The organism is Bradyrhizobium sp. BR 10289 (assembly GCF_019455385.1).
Lineage (GTDB): Bacteria > Pseudomonadota > Alphaproteobacteria > Rhizobiales > Xanthobacteraceae > Bradyrhizobium.
In genome coordinates, this window is record NZ_JACOFR010000005.1 from 309,587 (window position 1) to 328,806 (window position 19,220).

Below are 19,220 nucleotides of genomic sequence, written 5' to 3' on the forward strand. Positions count from 1 at the left end.
CAAATGGTGCTATTCGGCGGCCACCAAAATAAGGCTAGACCGGGAAGGACGCCTATGACCGTGCATACTGGAAGGCATTTTCTCCAGATTCCAGGACCGACCAATGTCCCCGACCGCGTGCTGCGGGCGATGGACATGCCGACGCTGGACCACCGCGGTCCGGAGTTCGCCGAGCTCGGCTTCGGCGTGCTTGCCGCGATGCAGCGCGTATTCCGCACCAAGCAGCCCGTGATCATCTTCCCCTCGTCCGGGACCGGCGCCTGGGAAGCGGCGATGGTCAACGTGTTTTCGCCCGGCGACAAGGTCCTGATGTGCGAGACCGGCCAGTTCGCTGTGCTGTGGCGCGGCATCGCCGACAAGTTCAGGCTCGACGTCGACTTCATCCCGAGCGACTGGCGCCATGGCGCCGACCTCGCCGAGATCGAGAAACGGCTTGCCGCCGACAAGCAGCACGCCATCAAGGCCGTCTGCGTCGTGCACAACGAGACCTCGACCGGCTGCGTCACCCCGCCCGCGGAGGTGCGCAAGATCCTCGACCGCACAAAACATCCGGCGCTGTTGATGGTCGACACCATCTCCGGCCTCGGCTCGATGGAATACGAGCACGACGCCTGGGGCATCGACGTCTCGGTCGCCGGCTCCCAGAAGGGCCTGATGCTTCCGCCCGGCCTCGGCTTCAACGCCGTTTCGGAGAAGGCGCTCGCGGTGGCGAAGGTTAACCCGGGCATGCGTTCCTATTGGGACTGGCAGGAAGTGATCAGCTTCAACAAGCTCGGCACCTTCCCCTACACGCCCGCGACCAATCTGCTCTACGGCCTGCGCGAAGCGGTGAAGATGCTGGAAGAGGAAGGGCTGGAGAACGTCTGGTCCCGCCACAAGCGTCACAGCGCGGCGACGCGCGCGGCGGCCAAGGTCTGGGGCCTGGAGACGCAGTGCATCGATCCGGCCGCACATTCGCCGGCGTTGACCGGCGTGCGCGTGCCTGACGGCTTTGATGCCGACGCCTTCCGCAAGGTGGTGCTGGAAAACTTCGACATGTCGCTGGGCACCGGCTTGAACAAGGTCAAGGGCAAGGTGTTCCGCATCGGCCATATCGGCCATTTCAACGATCTGATGCTGATGGGCACGCTCGCCGGCGTCGAGATGGGCCTGGATCTTGCAAAGATCCCGCACCGGAGCGGCGGCGTGCTGGCAGCCATGGACGTCCTGAAGGGGCGTGACGTGGTGCCGATCGCCAAAGCCCAGGTGGCTTAAGGGCTGAACTAACTGGAAAGAGAACGCGCGATGAATGCACCGACGACTGCTAACGAAGATCTGCTCTACTCCGTCACGGACGGCATCGCGCGGATCACTTTCAACCGCCCCCAGGCGCGCAACGCCATGACCTTCGCCATGTATGATCGCATGGCGGAGATCTGCACCGAGATCAACGGCGACCGTTCGATCAAGGCATTGATCCTGACCGGGCGTTTGCCTCCTGCACCGATAAGAGCCGCAATGGAGTTGCCCTGAGAGTCTGCGCCGGGGTTTCCGGTGAACACTGGTTTGACCTGACCCCGATCGCGCTTGATTTCTTGCACTCGAGCAAAAGTGTCGGCGTCGACGACGGCAAGGTGTGGCACATCGGATCGTGCCATTGTGACTCCGAGCTGGGGCACGACACGCGTTTTCCAGTGTCGGGATCCTTGAGCATGCGGACGCGATTCGACACCGGCCGGCTGGCGTATTCCCCGTTGCTCAAGATGTCGTTGTGTCGATTGTTTGATCCGGTCAGCACGCCGGGCTCCGATATGCCCCGCGCAGCCGGCCTAATCTTGTCGGTGTTCAAGTGCGCCCGGCTGGCCTCGGCTTGCATGGTAACCATAAGCCTGCCCGCCGGCATGCTTGCCGTCGCGAATGTTTCCGGCGGCAACGCAGCGCACCTTGTGCACGAGATCTCTTAGGGATAGCGCACCGATAATTGCGCGAATACCAACCTGCACTTGATCCGGCTCGGCCTTCATGAGTCGTGGCGATGTCAATGCCTTGAAAGTTGAGCCGCTTGAGTTCGAGCGCAAAGTGAGATTAGCTTAAGCCGGTGTCCGTCAAACGGCCGACAGCTCGGATTTTCAATTGAAAGAGGCCGCCAGACGAGGTGGCCCTCTAAGGGAGAGATGAGTCATGAAAACGATTGTTAGTCTTTTGGCTTTGGCGAGTTTCGCGCCGGTTATCGCACAACAGCAAGTGTCACCGCCCGTAAAAATGCTGTCTCCGGCAGAATGTGCCTTGATAGAGAGACGTCCCGCTGGCGATTACATGGTCAACGGAACGATCACAATTGGCGGCTTGACCGTTACCAATAGCAACGTTCCGCGCAACGGGATTAATTTGGGTGGGATCGACCCATTCGAGATCATCACCCGCTCGTGTTTCGTGGGGAGACCGGCCTAACAATTAAGGCGAGGGTAGTTGTCCCCTGCGATGGCGACCGCGTCTTTAGCGTCCTGTGCTTCTCTGGGAGCGTCTTCAACTTCTTCTCACTCCCTCAAGACACCGGGACGCACTCGTTCACCTAGCGCCCTCATAATACCACTCTCGGAGGAGCTATGACGCGCGCAGCGGCCAAGGTCTGGGGCCTGGAGACGCAGTGCATCGATCCCGCCGCCCATTCGCCGGCGCTGACCGGCGTGCGCGTGCCTGACGGCTTTGATGCCGACGCCTTCCGCAAGGTGGTGCTGGAAAACTTCGACATGTCACAGGGCACCGGCTTGAACAAGGTCAAGGGCAAGGTGTTCCGCACTGGTCATATCGGCCATTTCAACGATCTGATGCTGATGGGCACGCTCGCAGGCGTTGAGATGGGCCTGGATCTTGCAAAGATCCCGCACCGGAGCGCCGGCCGTGCTGGCAGCCATGGACGTCCTGAAGGGGCGTGACGTGGTGCCGATGGTCAAAGCCCAAGTGGCTTAAACCTGAGTGGCTTAACCTGAACTGACTTGGAAAGTGAGCGCGCGATGAACGCACCGACGACTGCTAACGAAGACCTGCTCTACTCCGTCACGGACGGCATCGCGCGGATCACCTTCAACCGCCCCCAGGCGCGCAACGCCATGACCTTCGCTATGTACGACCGCATGGCGGAGATCTGCACCGAGATCAACGGCGACCGTTCGATCAAGGCATTGATCCTGACCGGCGCCGGCGACAAGGCGTTTGCCTCCGGCACCGATATTTCTCAATTCCGCGCCTTCAAGACCGCGCAGGACGCGCTCGACTATGAGGCACGTATCGATCGCGTGCTCGGAACGCTCGAGCAGTGTCGCGTGCCCGTGATCGCGGCCATCGCCGGCGCCTGCACCGGCGGTGGCGCCGGCATCGCCGCCTGTTGCGATCTTCGCATCGGCACCGAGACGACGCGGATCGGTTTTCCGATCGCGCGCACGCTCGGCAATTGCCTGTCGATGTCGAACATCAGCCGCGTCGTCTCGCTGGTCGGTCCCGCCCGCGCTAAGGACATGATCTTCAAGGCACGCCTGGTCGAGGCGCAGGAAGCATTGTCGCTCGGCCTGCTCAACGAGATCGTGCCCGACGTCGAGACGCTGCAGCGCCGCGCGGACGAGACCGCGAAGCTCGTCGCGAGCCACGCGCCGATCACGCTGGAGGCGACCAAGGAAGCGGTGCGCCGCATTCGCCGCACGCTGTCGCGCGAGGAAGGCGAGGACTTGATCCTCAAGGCCTATATGAGCGAAGATTTCCGCGAGGGCATGGACGCTTTCCTCAACAAGCGGACGCCCGTCTGGAAGGGCAAGTAGTTGTCGGACGGGGGCTAATGCTAGATATTATCTGGCTAGCATAACCGAGTTGCCAAAATGACAGAGGCTTGCCAAGACAACGGGGAGCAGACTCCCGTCCGTCAAATTCGTCAGGAACAGTTCTTCCTTTATGAGGCGGTCATTTTGACCGAGCAAATGCCCGCAGGCCAAGTCCCTCGGTTCATGCAAGAAAATCCTGAGTTCTTTGCTTGGTACCGCGCAAGACACCCTCTGGTGTCCGGATGAGTCTCATTCCAAAGTCATAAGCAGTGCGACGCCGGCCCGGCTTGAACTGGCCGGTATTCGCCCGCACAATGCAGTTCGCCCGACTTTGTGAATTGCCAATCCGAACAAGAACATAGGCGAGAAATAGGGAAGACGCGCGTGAGACATGGAATGAAGGCCGCGATCACGCTGGCAGCCGCGCTTTGCGGCACGCCGGCTTTTGCAGCTTGGGAGCCGACCAAGCCGGTCGAGATCGTGGTGGCGGCGGGCGCGGGCGGTGCCTCCGACCAGATGGCGCGGATGATGCAGGCCGCGATCCAGAAAAACAATCTGATGAAGCAGCCGATGGTGGTCTCGCTCAAGGGCGGCGCCTCCGGTGCGGAAGCGCTGATGTACATGAAGTCCGGCGAGGGCGACCCGAACAAGGTGCTGATCGCCTATTCGCTGATCTATATGCTGCCGCTCTCGGCCAAGATCCCGTTCAACTGGCGCGAGCTGACCCCGGTCTCCGTGATCGCACTCGACCAGTTCGTGCTGTGGGACAACAGCGCCGGCCCGAAGACGGTGAAGGAGTTCGTCGAGGCCGCGAAGGCCGCGAGCGCGCCGTTCAAGATGGGCGGTACCGGCTCCAAGCGTGAGGATCACGTGCTGACCGTGTTCCTGGAGCAGAAGACCGGCGCCAAATTCTCCTATCTGCCCTACAAGTCCGGCGGTGAGGCTGCGACCCAGCTGGTCGGCAACCACACCGAAGCCAACGTCAACAACCCATCCGAAAATCTCGAAGTCTGGCGCGCCGGCCAGGTGCGTCCGCTCTGCGTGTTCGACAAGGAGCGCATCTCCTACACCACCAAGGTGACGGACACGCAGTCCTGGGCCGACATCCCGACCTGCAAGGAGGAAGGCGTCGACGTCCAGTATCTGATGCTGCGCGCGATGTTCCTGCCCGGCAAGGTCACCCCGGAGCAGCAGGCATTCTATGTCGAGCTGTTCCACAAGGTGACGCAGACCGCGGAGTACAAGGACTACATGGAGAAGCAGGCGTTGAAGCCGATCTTCCTCACCGGCAAGGACATGGTGCAATTCCTCGAAGAGGACGATGCCATCAACAAGTCGCTGATGACGGATGCCGGGTTCGTTGCGAAGTAGCTGGTCTCTTCTCCCTCGCCCCGTTCTTACGGGGAGAGGGCGGGGTAAGGGGCTCTCTCCGCGAGTCGAACCCGTGGAGAGAGCCCCTCACCCGGCGCTTCGCGCCGACCTCTCCCCGTAAGAACGGGGAGAGGTGATAACCCCCAGCCTCGCAACGGAGCTCATGTCCCAAACCGATCTTGAAATCGTCGTCGACGATCCGACTGCGCCCGAAGACGACTCGCCCTCCGTCGTCTCCTCCGGCACGGTCGAGATAGTCGTCTGCCTGCTGCTGCTCGCGCTGGCCGTGATGCTCGGCTACGACAATTGGCGCACCGGCGCGTCCTGGGATGCGACCGGGCCGGAGCCGGGCTATTTCCCGTTCTATCTCTCCATCATCCTCGGTGGCGGCAGCCTCTACGGCTTGATCGTGGCGCTTGTCGCGCATCGCAAGGCGGCCGAGACCTTCGTCACGCGTGCGCAGGCCCGCCGCGTGATGGCGGTGTTCGTGCCGACGCTGCTGTTCTGCCTGGCGACCCAGTTCCTCGGCCTCTATGTCGCGAGCTTCCTGCTGATCGCGGGCTTCATGCGCCTCGTCGGCAAGATCGCGCTGTGGAAGTCGCTGCTCACCGCTGTCCTGTTCACGGCGATCATGTTCGTCACCTTCGACATCGCCTTCGACGTCATCATGCCGAAGGGGCCGCTCGAAGCGGCCTTCGGTCACTAGGCGGATCCGCGATGGAAGCTCTCGGTCTGTTGCTTCACGGCTTCGCCGTCCTGCTGACGTGGAAGACGCTCGTGCTGATGATGGTCGGGCTGGTGCTCGGCATCTTTGTCGGCGTTCTGCCGGGGCTCGGCGGTCCCAACGGCGTTGCGATCCTGCTGCCGCTCACCTTCACGATGGATCCGACTTCGGCGATCGTGATGCTGTCCTGCATCTATTGGGGCGCGTTGTTCGGCGGCGCGATCACCTCGATCCTGTTCAACATTCCCGGCGAAGCCTGGTCGGTCGCGACCACCTTCGACGGCTATCCGATGGCGCAGCAGGGCAGGGCGGCCGAGGCGCTGACCGCGGCCTTCACGTCCTCCTTCATCGGCTCGCTGGTCGCGGTGCTGCTGATCACCTTCCTCGCGCCGATGATCTCGTCCTTTGCGCTGAAGTTCGGCCCGCCCGAGTTCTTCGCGGTGTATCTCTTGACCTTCTGCTCCTTCGTTGGCCTCGGCCGCGAGGCCAAGCACAAGACCGTCATCTCGATGTCGCTCGGGCTCCTGCTCGCCGGCATCGGCATGGACACGGTGTCGGGCAATCTGCGCATGACGTTCGGCTCGTCCGAGCTGCTTCGCGGCATCAACTTCCTCGTCGCCGTCATCGGCCTGTTCGGCATCAGCGAGATCCTGCTGACCATGGAAGAGCGCCTCGCGCTGCGCGGCCACGCAGCGAGCATTTCGCTCCGCGTCGTGCTCGGCGTCTGGAAGGACCTGCCGCAATACTGGGGGACACTGCTGCGCTCCTCCATCATCGGCTGCTGGCTCGGCATCACCCCGGGCGGCGCGATCGCGGCCTCCTTCATGGGCTACAACCTGGCAAAACGTTTCGCCAAGGACCCTGAGAGCTTTGGCAGGGGCCGCATCGAGGGCGTGTTTGCACCCGAGACGGCGGCGCATGCCTCCGGCACCTCGGCGCTGCTGCCGATGCTGGCGCTCGGCATTCCCGGCTCCGGCACGGCCGCGATCCTGCTCGGCGGGTTGATGGTGTGGGGGCTCAATCCCGGCCCGCTGCTGTTCGTCGAGCACAAGGACTTCGTCTGGGGCCTGATCGCCTCGATGTATCTCGGCAATGTCGTCGGCCTCGTGCTGGTGCTGACGACGGTGCCGATCTTCGCCTCAATCCTGCGCGTGCCGTTCGCGGCCGTGGCGCCGATGATCGTGGTGTCCTGCGCGATCGGCGCCTATGCGATCCAGAACGCGATGTTCGACATCTGGTTAATGTTGGGCTTCGGGGTCGTCGGCTATGTCTTTAAGAAGATCGGCATTCCGCTGGCGCCGTTTACCCTGGCGCTGGTGCTCGGCAACCGCGCCGAGGACGCCTTCCGTCTGTCGATGATCGGCTCCGGCGGGACCTTGAAGGTGTTCTGGTCGAACGGCCTGGTCGGCTCGATCACGACGCTGGCCATCCTGCTGCTGTTCTGGCCAGCGATCGACGCTCTGCTCGGGCGGGCGGGCCTCTGGCGCAAGTCGGTCACACTGGGCTGAGCGGGCCGGATTGCGGCGCACAAAAAAATAAGCCCCAGTCGAGCCGGGGTTTTTCCCGAGCCAAACGGCAGATCAGCACTTGCAACCACCGGGCCGCCGACAGACATCGGCAGGTCGCTCGGCCGCCGTCACCGATCCGCTCGGTGACGGCGGCCCGCCGAATGCACGCCAAGTCCGGGGCTGCAGGCTTGGTCCATCGGCACGCCAATGTCCCTTAATCTCGAGGGCAGTTCAATCCGGACTTTTGGCTCTTCCGGAGGGGCACTCCATATAGTAGGGCTCTCTCGGAATCGGTTATTTCGATGATTTTCCAGCTCCCGGGCATCGCTACGCCATCGAAGAGCTCGCCGACCGCGCGCCGGCGACAGCGAAATCCTAAGGAGGTTGTCGTCACGGCTCCCGCAGGCCCGCGATTGAGCGGCAGGCGAGGCATAGTCGCGGGATCCGGCGCGCCACCGGTTCCGTGCTAAGTTCAAAGAGCGAGGTCGGGCTGCATGCACGCTTTGTATCAGCAATAGACGTGAGCATTGCGATCCAATCTCATTGCCTCACACAACACGCTTCTCGAGTCCCACGTAGAGGTTGAAATTGCGAGTTGGACGTATTCGTGATAAACTTTGCGGGCTGCGGCTGACAACCAGGGTGTGACACTAACGACTGGGCAGATTCCCTCGCACGTCCATGCGAACACTCTGATAGATCCAGGACACGCGCATGCGCAACAATTTGGAGTTCGCGGTTACAACACATCTGGCTCGGCACAAGCGTTCTCAACTGCCCCAGGTATCGATGGGACAGTAAGTTATCCGCCATCCAGTGCAATGACAGGCATAACCATCAACAACGTCGGGACAGGCGGTGGCCAATCACACACCAACGTGCAGCCATCCCTCGTGACCGGCATTGCAGTAATCCGGGCCGCATGAGAACGACCCGTTGGTTGCGTATAGGCTGATCGGTTAGAACGGACATTTGGACAGTGCGCCCCACCATCCACTGCCTTCCGTACCTACGCCCGTAATACAGTCACCACTCGACTCAAGCGAAAATTTAAGCCCGTACCTCTGCCTGTGCCAGATGCACCATCCGTAGTGTAGCGGTAGGAGCGCCCCGGCAGAGGATCTTTTGGGATGAATCGTAGATAGCCGCCGTCCACAAGAGCAGGAGCCAAATCCTCGGCAGGATTGTCCGTGAACGGAGCTGGGCATACGCCACGCGTTGCATGATACCGATCTAATGCTCTCTTCAACATCGCTCCATGCTCTGCACGTATAGCATGGCGCCTTCGGACGCCATAGCTGTCGAGGACATCCAGTGTGCCAAAGAAGAAAGCGGAAAGGATGGCTACCGCTTCCAAGCCTCTTGCAACGATCAACCATAACTGAACAGTTTCTGAACGCGATTTTTGCACGGCATACCATCTTTAAGTCATTCTTCGCCCTCGCCTAGTCGCCCAAACAAGGCTCGCTACAGCGCGCAACAACGGGCACATTCGGAGCCACATATGCTTGGTGCGCCAGCTTTGTGAACCCGATTACTGCCAACACGAACAAGCCCTGCGAGATGATCGCCCAGGCTGGGGTAAGCTTCTTCTTCGTGTGTTTCCAGACATGGAATCGCTGAATCGAACGAAGCGGCTCTTGTGGGTATAGTCGATATGCTAACTGGAGAGGGTCTGGGAGCATTGCCCCGATAGCTGCAGCCCAGATGGCAAAATTCGTTCCATGACTGCCGTACAGCAAAAATGTGGCCACGAGCCTGATCGCAGCATCTGAAGCAAGAAGTGCGAGGTCGCAAAGTAAGAGCCAATTAGCCGAGATTGCCGCCCGGTCTCGTCCGATCGAGTTGGATCGTAGCGGATAATCGGAGTGAGGAATGGCGTCGATGGCAAAATGGCTCGCTGCCCCGGCAAGAAATGCCAGAAGAGGTTGGTCAGGCACAAGGCTGCCGATGGCTGCTCCGACAACAGCATGAGTGCTTAAGATCATAGATAGCTACAGCGCGGCCCGCGAGCCCAACCCGCAAGTTGAAATGAACTGGTCGTGATGGACTTGAACCTAGGAACCACCTTACCCAACTCAAGTTTTCTAGTCGGAAGGTGGAGGTCCAATGCCAGAGGCGGACGTATTAATTGACCGGGCCAGAATGTTCCAACAGCGAGCCGAAGTTGCTCTAGATCCTATAACAAAGCTTCACTGCCGCGAAATGGCCGCTCACTACCGCATGCTTGCAGTTGAGCATTTGAAAGCCCGGCGCGAAGCAGAACACGCGTAAGTGGCCTTCTCACTACGGTCGATTACCATTCGGTCGAGTGTCTCGGCGGGCCCCAAGTCCATTTACCTGGGACATAGTGATAAATTGGATCGTCTTTAGGATTCGCCTGGTCTTTGGGCCCGTTCGACGGATAAAGGATATCGGGACGGTTCGATGTGACTATCGCACGCTCGTTGTCCCGGGTTGCACTCTGCTCCAGATCGACCGACATCAAAATCCTCCCACTAGAGGAGCCGATGCTTATCAACCCGGAACGTCAGATGCTGTAACCGAAGTGCGACAGCGGCCACGATTTTTTCTCAAGGCTGGTCTCTCAAGAGCGTTGTTCCTCAGGCAACCGTCACGCTCCTCGCGCCGAGACGGCCATCGATCTGAAGCAAGCGAACTGAAGATTAGCGGTGATGCCCCAAGCCAATTCCGAGATTGCGCGCTTTTTGCCTCAATGATCCCTCAGATCGCTTCATGATCTTGGAAAGCTTGGCGACACGAGTACGAGCTTTTGAATGGGCTCTGAGCAGCTTTACATCGTCGCTGGTGTATTCTTTGCGCTTGCGCTTGGTCTTTCTTACCACTCGACGACCTCCACACGATTGCGCACGTGCTTAGACCGGCGAGCGAAACCGTCGACCGAACCAGCTACTATTCTTTGAGCGGGATACACGTAAGATGTTCATTTGAGCGCATTCTTACTGCGGTACCTAGTAGCACCACCCTCTTTGATCATCTGCTCATTCCGTTCGAGAGACATTGCATTATCGGGCACATCCTTCGTAATCACGGACCCTGAACCGATATAGGCGCCCGTGCCGATACTGACCGGCGCGACCAGCGAAGAATTGGTGCCAACGAAGGCGCCTTGCCCGACGGTGGTCTTGTGCTTCTTGAAGCCGTCGTAGTTGCAGGTGATCGTGCCAGCGCCGATGTTGGAATTGGCGCCTACAGAGGCATCGCCAATATAAGAGAGATGGTTGACCTTGACGCCGGCCTCCAGCGTCGCGGCCTTGGTCTCCACGAAATTGCCGATCCGCGCGCCGTCGCCGAGCGAAGTGCCGGGCCTCAAACGTGCATAGGGACCGATCGAGACGTTCTTGCCGAGCGTCGTCTGCACGATGTGCGAAAAGGAGTGGATCACGGTGCCGTCGGCGATCGACACGCCGGGGCCGATCACCACGAACGGCTCGATGGTGACGTCCTTGCCGAACACGGTGTCGACGGACAGAAAGACCGTGTCCGGCGCGATCAGCGTGACGCCGGCTTCCATCGCCGCTTTGCGCAATCGCACTTGCAGTGCAGCCTCATCTTCCGCGAGTTTGACGGTAGGGGTCATTCTAGGTGAGTTCATCGAGTGATTGGGGGAGACAACTCCGAAATATAGCGAAAAGCTCTCATCGTGCCAAATGAAGACAGATCTGGCACGACCATTCAGCCATCCCGTCGCGTACTGCAGCCGTTTTAGCCCATTTACTAATTGTTAACCAGAATCGTCGTCGCATGCTCGGTCAGCGGGAGGGCCAACTCATGTGGGTCGATCTTCTGGTTGGGTGCATCATTGCGGCGCCAGGGGTGCTGTACGGCGCGATTCAGTATGTGCAATATCTGCAGTAGTGGAAGTTCGATGTCGGCATATTACCCGTTGCTAAAGAAATGGTCAGCCGCGGAGCACGAACAGCTGAAGGAGTTAGCAGCAGCGGGAACGCGTCCAAATGACATTGCGCAAAGGCTGGAGCGGACGGAAGAAAGTCTGAGCTTGGCAGCACAGCATTCCTTTGCGTCTCATTACGAAGAAGCGCCGGAGCACTCGCTTTGTCATTCTCAGTCCCATTCGTTTTTAGGAATTGTGCCCGGCAGCGGCTTGAGCTGTTCGAGACCGGCCTCGATGACATGTAGCTCTCTCTGAACGACTTCCACAGAGCCGGCCACGTCAAGGCTTGTCACCGCCTGCAACTCAGCGAGGAGCTTGCGCCGATGCGTTTGCAGGTTTTCTAGCGCGCGACGATCATTCGTCTTCACGTAGCTCGCGACGATCATCTCGACAGCTTTTGACATTGTTCAACTTTTAAGCCGATCCGCAGATCTTCGGCCGACATATTGGACGTTGCCTGCCTTGACCTCGTAGCGAGGCTAGAGCGGGGCCAGCTCGGCGATCAATATTGAACTTTAAAGGACTGGCGCCAGCGTGAACCGGCTGATCTTGGGTAGCTTCAGCGAGATAGCTCCGCTACGTACTCCTTCGGCAATCCCATCTTGCCGGCTACGGCTTGCAAAGCGGCAGCGTATTCATGGTTGCCGCTCACCTTTTCGGGCGTGTAGGGCAAATTGAAGCAAAGGGCAAGTTCGGCTGTGCCGTCAGGTAGTTGCACAAGCACAGGCTCAGGTCGGTACGCTGCGACACTCGGCTCCGAATACAATTGGTCGAGCTCAGCGTGCGTGAGGTGCACGGTTGTGCCGTACACGCGACCGCTAGAGCTTGGAACGAGCGTTGCACGGGCTCCCAGGTGCAAGACGAAGCGCTCGACGAACGCTTGCCGTGCCCCCAATGGTCGCAAGCCTTTCGCCTCAAGAGCTTCCGGGTCCATGAAAAGCCCGTAGAAAAAGACCGCAACTCGTTCAGCCACTGTCACCCCCTCAAGATCGAAGTCTTCCTCCGGCGAGGTCGACCATAATGTTCACACCATAGGTGAGAAGCTGGCAAGCCATCTCCTGCACAGGTCTTGAATCAAGGCGCGCGCGTCTGTGAGTGACATCCGGGACGCCTGATCTCGCTGCTTAGGCCACCTTAGTTTGGAATGGAGATCGAATTGTGCACCGGAGGTAAAGGCTTTGATGTGCCTGGCGCTTGGCCAGCCAATTCGCTCTGGGCCATTTTTGCCAAAGCGCTGCTCAATATCCCCCCTCATGATCTCGAAGGCGTTGTAGAGGTCGACCCAGTCACGGGCCATGCCCAAGTAGCCGAAGACGTCGGCGATGTCGTCATTCAGAACGGATGCCATGAGTATCCGGTCTTCAGCCCTAGAATCGAGCTTAACTCGCATTCGAGCTTCATCATCGAATGACACCGCCTGTAGCATATGCTCGGAGTTCCACCTTCCGTCTGCGGATTGCCTGTAAAAACGTCCACCTAAACGGAGCGGAACCTCATCGGTATCATTTAGGAAAAGGATTCCGTTCACGAGATCGATCAATCTTTGAGTCTACCTGATGATAGCTCGATGCTCGTCGAGCCCGTTCAGGTGCTCAGAAAGCAAGATGGTCCTCTCGCCCTCTTAAACACGAAGTCGCTGAATTTGAAGATGGCTCGTATCGGAAAAAATAGAAGCAGGCGTCGTCGAGCGTGGTGCTCTTCCCATCCAACTCAACGGCAATTCGACCATCAATCGGATCCATTGCTTCCTTCGAATACGCGGGTTTAGATCAGGACGTACACTAAGTCGACTTGTGGGGAACCAATACTGGAGGATCGGGTATCGCCATAGGCGGCTGGCGGTGGGGCTCGGAGGATTCCCAAAGGATCTTTGAAATCAAGGCAAGCGGCCGGATGCGAATAAAAGAGAAAAATACACCACATAGCGTGCAAAGAAGTGCAAGGCGCATGGCAAGAGAGCTCCGCAATCGAACAACTAGGCAGTCCTGGCGGTGAAGGCCGACGAGAAGATCACAGGTTGCAATCGCGTGAAACTTGATCGAATCCCGAACGGTCTCCTTCGAGGCACGCTTCGGGCCGCCAATGGCCATCGTGCTCATGACTTTGCCACTCCGCCTTCACTGACGACCTTGATCGGTGCCGGCGGGGTCGCGCGCGGCTGCAGCACCTGGGAGAGGACCTGCTCCTTCGGACCGAAGGCCTGCATGCGGCCGTCGCGCAGCACCAGGATCTGGTCGACCGCCTCGACGCCGATCGGACGGTGCGCCACCACGATGACGATGGCGCCGCGCTCGCGGGCGGAACGGATGGCGCGCGTCAGCGCCTCGTCGCCCTCGGTGTCGAGATTGGAATTGGGCTCGTCGAGCACCACCAGGAACGGATTGCCGAACAGTGCCCGCGCCAGCGCCACGCGCTGGGCCTGCCCTGCGGAGAGCGCCGTGCCCTGCTCGCCGACCTGGGTGTTGTAGCCCTCGCGCATCTTGATGATCATCTCGTGCACGCCGGCTTCCTTCGCCGCAGCGATGATGGCGTCCGACGTCGCCTCGGGATCGAAGCGGCTGATGTTCTGCGCGATGGTGCCGCCAAACAGCTCGACGTCCTGCGGCAGATAGCCGATGTGGCGGCCGAGGATATCGGACGACCATTGATCGAGCGCCGCGCCGTCGAGCCGCACCTTGCCGCGGACGGGATGCCAGACGCCGACGAGGGCACGGATCAGCGACGACTTGCCCGAGCCGCTCGGCCCTATCACGCCGAGGCCGTTGCCGGCCTGAAGCGCGAAGGTGACGTCCTGCACGATCAGGCGCTGGTCGCCCGGCGGCACCATGGCGACGCCCTCGACCGAGAGGCGGCTGGTGGGCGCCTGCAACTGCGTCGGCGTGGCCTGCGCCGGCATCTGCTCCAGAAGGCGCGTGAGGCGCTGCCAGCTCTGGCGGGCCGCGACAAAGGATTTCCAATGTGCGATGGCCAGATCCACCGGCGCGAGCGCGCGGGCGGACAGGATCGACCCGGCGATGATGATGCCGGCGGTCGCCTCCTGGTTGATCACGAGATAGGCGCCGACGGCGAGGACGGCCGATTGCAGCATCATGCGCAGCACTTTTGCCACCGCGCCGAGACCGCCCGAGACGTCGCTCGCGCGCTGATTGCCGGCGAGGTATTTTTCGTTGGCCTCGCTCCAGCGCGCGTTCATGTGGCCGGCCATGCCCATGGACACCATGACTTCGGCGTTGCGGCGGCTGGCCGCGGCGAGATCGTTGCGCTGGGCGGCAAGGCCCATCGCCTCCTTCGCCGGCTGGCGCGACATGAATTCTGTGACCAACGTCAGCCCGACCAGGATGATGGCGCCGACCAGCGCGGTGACGCCGATCATGACGTGGAAGGCGAAGCAGATGGCGAGGTAGAGCGGCAGCCAGGGCAGATCGAAGAACGCGCTCGGGCCCATGCCGCCGAGGAAGGAACGGACATTGTCGAGGTCGCGCAGCGGCTGCAGGCCCTCATTGCGGCTGCCGACCAGCAGCGGCAGGCGCACGACGGTGTCGAACACGCGCTTGTTGAGCGCCTCGTCCAGCGCGGTGCCCACGCGCCCCAGGATCCTGTTGCGGATCATGTCGAGCACGCCCTGGGCCATGTAGAGGAAGCTCGCCAGGATGATCAGGCCGACCAGGGTCGGAACGCTGCGGCTCGGCAGCACCCGGTCGTAGACCTCCAGCATGAAGATCGACCCGGTCAGATAGAGCAGGTTGATCATGCAGCTGATCAAGCCGACGCCGACGAACGCCGTGCGACAGGCGCGCAAGGCGTCACCGAGCTCCGAGCGGCGGACGCCTGGGATGGCTGCCATCCGTGATCCCCAAAAATCGATTTGAATTGAAATTGCTAGCACTTCTAGCTAACACTTTCGATGGTGACGGAATGTGAGCTAGCTCACAGTGCTTTTGGCCTTTGCGACGGCAAGCACCTCGTCGTGCGGGTCGTTTCTGGTAGTTAATATTAGTGAGTTGTCGTTCCGATGCCTTGGAAGAATACTGGCCCAACTATGGTAGCAGGCTTTTTAATTACCGGCGGCGTTGCCATCTTGGCTCTTGGTGTCACGTTCGCCGCCGTGATGTATATTGACGTTTGCGCCGAGCGAAAGCGACGCTAGGAAGCGCTACGACTCAGTGTGGTACTGCGCTGCTTGAACCACTTCATGGGCAGCCCAATGGCGTAGCCCCGCCTGCGAAGTTCTTGCTCAGTCCTGCTGAGCGTTTTGCAGATCGCCTGGAGCGGGCCCCAGGAGGGATCCGTTCCAATTTCATTACCATTTCTGCTCTTGGGGGAGGATATCGTGTCAGCCCTGCGTGCGCCGGAATGATCGGCGGTCCTGGCAGTGAGCCGTAAAGCCGCCCCGCAACCAAAATTCTCGACCATGCCCAGCAAGCAAGCGCGCCCGAGCTTATCGGGTTTGTCTTAGTTCTTCGCCCCAAGTATCTCAATTGCCATCCGGCGGCCTCTCCAACAGTCAATGCGACGTAACTTGAATTTAACCCGCTCTCTGCGAGCCATAAGCCATGGATACGCGATTATCCAGCCGGCAGAGGAAGGGTTTCCATCGCGATGAATATAGGAGAAATCTTTGTCTTTGAGCGATTCAAAGCCGACGCGAACCGGTTAATCGCCCGGCTTGAGAACGAAGTAATAGGGCTTCGAGCAGAAAAGGCCGACTTAGAGGCCGATATCGAGAAAAAATATCAGTCAATGGCGATCCAACTCTGTCAGATCGCCGGATGGAAGGCAGCCCATGAGTTCTGGCGCAAGATTGCCTCTGAGGATCACCTTGAAGAGGCGATCGACGCTTGGACCCGCGCGTTCAATGCAAAAGCAGATGAACTGCATTCGCCGGAGTTGAAGAAGCAGATCCATCGTCGCTCTCACGCTCCAGGCGCGCGATTGTCGGCAAGGAGCGGTTCCATTGCTCCCTCCGAAATGAACGGTTAGAGCCGGATGGACACTAACCCTGTCTGTGCTGACTGTGCGCTCGGCTCTCTCATCTACAGCACACACTGCCTTGACCTAGTCGCAGAGTCGGGGAGGTCTTTCTCCGACTGGAGCATGATTATCCTGTTCTAGTTGTTCGTCCCATGATCTCATCGAGGTGCATACCGTACGTTGACTTTTTAAGGAGCATCACTCAAGTTGTACCGAGTTGAAATGCATGGGGGTTTGAGGAATGCCGTCGAGGTTAGGGTCCGAGCACGTCGCCTTTACCACAACCCTCTGGAACCCGGGCCCTGTGCCGCAAATTGTCGGATTGAAAAACGGCTACATCGATCTGCTTTTCACGAGTGGCAATCTCCCCAACTACGCCTCGTCCGGCGGATTGTATGATCTTAGTGGCAACCTGATCCAAGCTTATGGGAGCAATTCGGGGTCGCATTCGATCTGGAACAGCTACTCAGAGCTTGCGAATGGCGATCTCGCAGAAGCGTCGATCATCTTTAACGGGACCACGTACTCAATCAGCTATTATAACTCCGCGTACGCGTATGGAGCTGGCTTTGTCACTACTGTGGTCCCCAGCACTACAGACCAACTAAGTGGCGCGAGCGTTTCGGATGGGACTCTCGCCGCAATTTCGTACTACGAGCAGACGGGTTCGGGGTGGGAAGTTCGCGTCGTTGTTGATCCGGGCGGGGCTAATCAAAATCATCTTCTGATCGCACCATCGAATGCGGTTGTCTCCAGTTGGCCGGGGACAGAGATTGTTCAGCTTAGCAATGGGAATTATGCAGTCGGATGGGACTCAACCTCTGGCGCTCACCTAACGATCATCAACTCGGCTGGCACGATTCTGCATGATCAGACGTACGCGCCCACCACAAACGTGACTGATATTCTGCATTTCAGTTCATCTCACGTTGGATCGGGCGATCTCGGCATCACGGAGTCTTACCAGGGACAAATCTACTTCTGGTATATGAACGGAAGCAACTACGGGTCTACGCAGCAGATCGTGAGCCCGGGATCTGAGACCCACGATTACGCTCCTCAAGTGACTACCTTGAGCAACGGCGACTTCGTCGTGGCTTGGTACAATTCAGATACTCACTCGATCGAAGCTCAGCTGCTCGATCCGACCGGCGCGAATATTGGCTCGACGCTACTGGTCAGTTCCGATGCGAACAACGTGAGCAACTTGTCAGTTTCGGCTCTGAGCGCTGGCGGATTTGCCGTGGCGTACGCTACCGACAGCGGAACGCAGGCTACCGTGAAGTTTCAAAACTTTTCGCTCGGGGCCACCAGCAATGACTATGGCGGCGATGGCAAATCCGATCTCCTCTTTCAGGACTCACAAGGAAAGATCGTGTCCTGGGATATGTCGGACCACACTTACAGCGGTTTTGCCTTTGGGACCGGCGCAGGTTCGAGCTGGCAATTCCAAAAGACTGGGGATTTCGACGGTGACGGCAATGCTGACCTACTTTGGAGAGACAATAGTGGCGACCTCGTTAGTTGGTCCATGCACGACCACCAGTATTCGGGCTTCGATCTCGGACACGTGGACACGAGCTGGCAGGTCGTTGGCGCGGGGGATTTTAACAACGATGGCAAGAGTGACATCCTATGGCGGGACAACAGTGGTGAACTTGTTTCATGGAACATGAACAACCACGCGCATTCGGGCGTAGATTACGGACACGTGGACACGACCTGGCAGGTCGTCGGAACCGGGGACTTCAACCTCGACGGCACCACTGACATCTTGTGGCGAGACACCAGTGGCGAAGTGGTAGTATGGAACATAAACCCCAATGGCACCCATTCAGGTTTTGATTTCGGACGCGTGGACAATTCGTTCCAGGTTACCGGCATTGGTGATTTCAATGGTGACGGCAATGCTGACATCCTGTGGCGGAATACTTCGACAGGAGATCTAATCAGCTGGGATGTGAAGGCGGACGGCAGCCACATCGGTTTCGATCTTGGCGTGGTCGACCCATCATTCAAGGTGGTCGATATTGGCGACTACAATGGCGATGGGAAGAGCGACATTGTTTTCCGCAATTCGGCAACCGGAAACGTCGTCACTTGGGACATGAACGATCACACTCATACGGGGTTCGATTTCGGAAGAGTGGACTCCTCATTCCATCTACTCGCGTAGTTGCGACGTCGTAATCTCATTGTCAGACATCAGCGAGCAATTTGACAATGGATGTCCGGCAACGGGCCGGCGCTGGATTTTGCACAACAACAAGCAAAGGAGTGAGCCTGAGTTGCGATCGGCCATGAATATTGTGGCCTTGGGCGTCTATTTTGCGGCTCGTACTTAGCTTCCTTCTAGGCCGAGTAACCTTATTACCTGCTTCGCCTGTTCTTCTGCGGTGTTGCCGGCGCGTTTGCCTCAGCCTTCGACGACGCTAGGGCATCAACTCGTCCGGTTATAGAACCCAGCTGATCGGAAAGGAGTTTTCTCTCTCCTTGCTCCGCTGTGATCCTACGCTGAAGGTCGGCCACTTCCTTGTTTAGCTTCTGCTGGGTGCCTCGCACTTCTTCGGTGGTTTGCTGAAGCGCGGTTATCGCTCGGCGAATGGCATCGAGGCCGGGGTCCTGACGAGGCGCGCTTTGTGCCTTCTGCAATACGTCGATCTTTTGGTTGATCCAAAAGGCCTCCATATAGGCACTCGCTTTCGGCGGTTCGGCCCGGCCCTTGGCCGCATTACTCCACGCGGGTTCGATGGCGATTGCGCTGGGAAAGGACCATCGCTCCGAGGGCGCTCGCATTCCGAAATGGCCAAGGTGACATACAGCTTGAGCCTCCACAGACAGTAGAGGTGTAGCAACGACGATCGGCAAATGCTGTAGCTGAATTGCTACAACTCCCCCGGACGCGCGCCGATCGTGGGCTTGTTATCGCACCTGTACCA

Annotated in this window: 14 protein-coding genes and 3 pseudogenes; 11 read left to right on the forward strand and 6 right to left on the reverse strand. The window is 59.2% G+C overall.

Going from position 1 to position 19,220, the window contains the following annotated elements; all coding sequences use genetic code 11:
* Positions 1 to 54 precede the first annotated feature (54 nt).
* From HYH08_RS12540 to HYH08_RS12580, 9 genes and pseudogenes are all read left to right on the forward strand, one after another.
* A complete protein-coding gene (locus HYH08_RS12540) occupies positions 55 to 1,254 on the forward strand; it encodes a pyridoxal-phosphate-dependent aminotransferase family protein (RefSeq protein WP_220010086.1) in 1,200 nt (399 codons plus the stop codon).
* Positions 1,255 to 1,284: 30 nt separating this feature from the next.
* Positions 1,285 to 1,467, forward strand: a pseudogene (locus HYH08_RS12545) (enoyl-CoA hydratase-related protein); the annotation flags it as partial.
* A gap of 224 nt (positions 1,468 to 1,691) precedes the next feature.
* On the forward strand, positions 1,692 to 1,943 hold the full coding sequence (locus HYH08_RS12550) for a hypothetical protein (protein ID WP_220010088.1): 252 nt from the start codon (positions 1,692 to 1,694) through the stop codon (positions 1,941 to 1,943).
* A 217-nt stretch (positions 1,944 to 2,160) separates the two neighbouring features.
* Entirely contained in the window at positions 2,161 to 2,430 is a 270-nt protein-coding gene (locus HYH08_RS12555; RefSeq protein ID WP_220010089.1) for a hypothetical protein, read from the forward strand.
* 152 nt (positions 2,431 to 2,582) lie between these two features.
* A pseudogene (locus tag HYH08_RS12560) lies at positions 2,583 to 2,949 on the forward strand (serine--glyoxylate aminotransferase); the annotation flags it as partial.
* 44 nt (positions 2,950 to 2,993) lie between these two features.
* Complete coding sequence (locus tag HYH08_RS12565; RefSeq protein ID WP_220010090.1) at positions 2,994 to 3,791, forward strand: enoyl-CoA hydratase/isomerase family protein; 798 nt, start codon at positions 2,994 to 2,996, stop codon at positions 3,789 to 3,791.
* 396 nt (positions 3,792 to 4,187) lie between these two features.
* The gene (locus HYH08_RS12570; RefSeq protein WP_220010091.1) at positions 4,188 to 5,162 is read left to right on the forward strand and encodes a Bug family tripartite tricarboxylate transporter substrate binding protein; all 975 of its coding nucleotides are present in this window, start codon (positions 4,188 to 4,190) and stop codon (positions 5,160 to 5,162) included.
* Between the two features lie 163 nt (positions 5,163 to 5,325).
* Positions 5,326 to 5,868, forward strand: coding sequence for a tripartite tricarboxylate transporter TctB family protein (locus HYH08_RS12575; RefSeq protein WP_220010092.1), 543 nt, complete (start codon positions 5,326 to 5,328; stop codon positions 5,866 to 5,868).
* An 11-nt stretch (positions 5,869 to 5,879) separates the two neighbouring features.
* Positions 5,880 to 7,394 (forward strand): tripartite tricarboxylate transporter permease, encoded by a 1,515-nt coding sequence (locus HYH08_RS12580; RefSeq protein WP_220010093.1) that lies wholly within the window; start codon positions 5,880 to 5,882, stop codon positions 7,392 to 7,394.
* 2,944 nt (positions 7,395 to 10,338) lie between these two features.
* On the opposite strand, the pseudogene HYH08_RS12585 reads toward HYH08_RS12580, so the two are convergent.
* The 6 genes and pseudogenes from HYH08_RS12585 to HYH08_RS12610 form a co-directional block, all read right to left on the reverse strand.
* Positions 10,339 to 10,980, reverse strand: a pseudogene (locus HYH08_RS12585) (DapH/DapD/GlmU-related protein); the annotation flags it as partial.
* Between the two features lie 500 nt (positions 10,981 to 11,480).
* Entirely contained in the window at positions 11,481 to 11,714 is a 234-nt protein-coding gene (locus HYH08_RS12590) for a hypothetical protein (RefSeq protein WP_220010094.1), read from the reverse strand.
* Positions 11,715 to 11,869: 155 nt separating this feature from the next.
* Entirely contained in the window at positions 11,870 to 12,283 is a 414-nt protein-coding gene (locus HYH08_RS12595; RefSeq protein ID WP_220010095.1) for a gamma-glutamylcyclotransferase family protein, read from the reverse strand.
* A gap of 51 nt (positions 12,284 to 12,334) precedes the next feature.
* Complete coding sequence (locus HYH08_RS12600) at positions 12,335 to 12,850, reverse strand: hypothetical protein (RefSeq protein ID WP_220010096.1); 516 nt, start codon at positions 12,848 to 12,850, stop codon at positions 12,335 to 12,337.
* A gap of 241 nt (positions 12,851 to 13,091) precedes the next feature.
* Complete coding sequence (locus HYH08_RS12605; RefSeq protein WP_220010097.1) at positions 13,092 to 13,409, reverse strand: hypothetical protein; 318 nt, start codon at positions 13,407 to 13,409, stop codon at positions 13,092 to 13,094.
* Positions 13,406 to 15,154, reverse strand: coding sequence for a type I secretion system permease/ATPase (locus HYH08_RS12610; RefSeq protein ID WP_220010098.1), 1,749 nt, complete (start codon positions 15,152 to 15,154; stop codon positions 13,406 to 13,408). The genes HYH08_RS12605 and HYH08_RS12610 overlap by 4 nt, the downstream gene beginning before the upstream one ends.
* Before the next feature lie 755 nt (positions 15,155 to 15,909).
* Between HYH08_RS12610 and HYH08_RS12615 the strand changes: the two genes are divergently transcribed.
* Together HYH08_RS12615 and HYH08_RS37795 are read left to right on the forward strand one after the other, a co-directional pair.
* On the forward strand, positions 15,910 to 16,290 hold the full coding sequence (locus HYH08_RS12615; protein ID WP_220010099.1) for a hypothetical protein: 381 nt from the start codon (positions 15,910 to 15,912) through the stop codon (positions 16,288 to 16,290).
* A gap of 295 nt (positions 16,291 to 16,585) precedes the next feature.
* Entirely contained in the window at positions 16,586 to 18,457 is a 1,872-nt protein-coding gene (locus HYH08_RS37795; protein WP_220010100.1) for an FG-GAP repeat domain-containing protein, read from the forward strand.
* Positions 18,458 to 19,220: the final 763 nt, after the last annotated feature.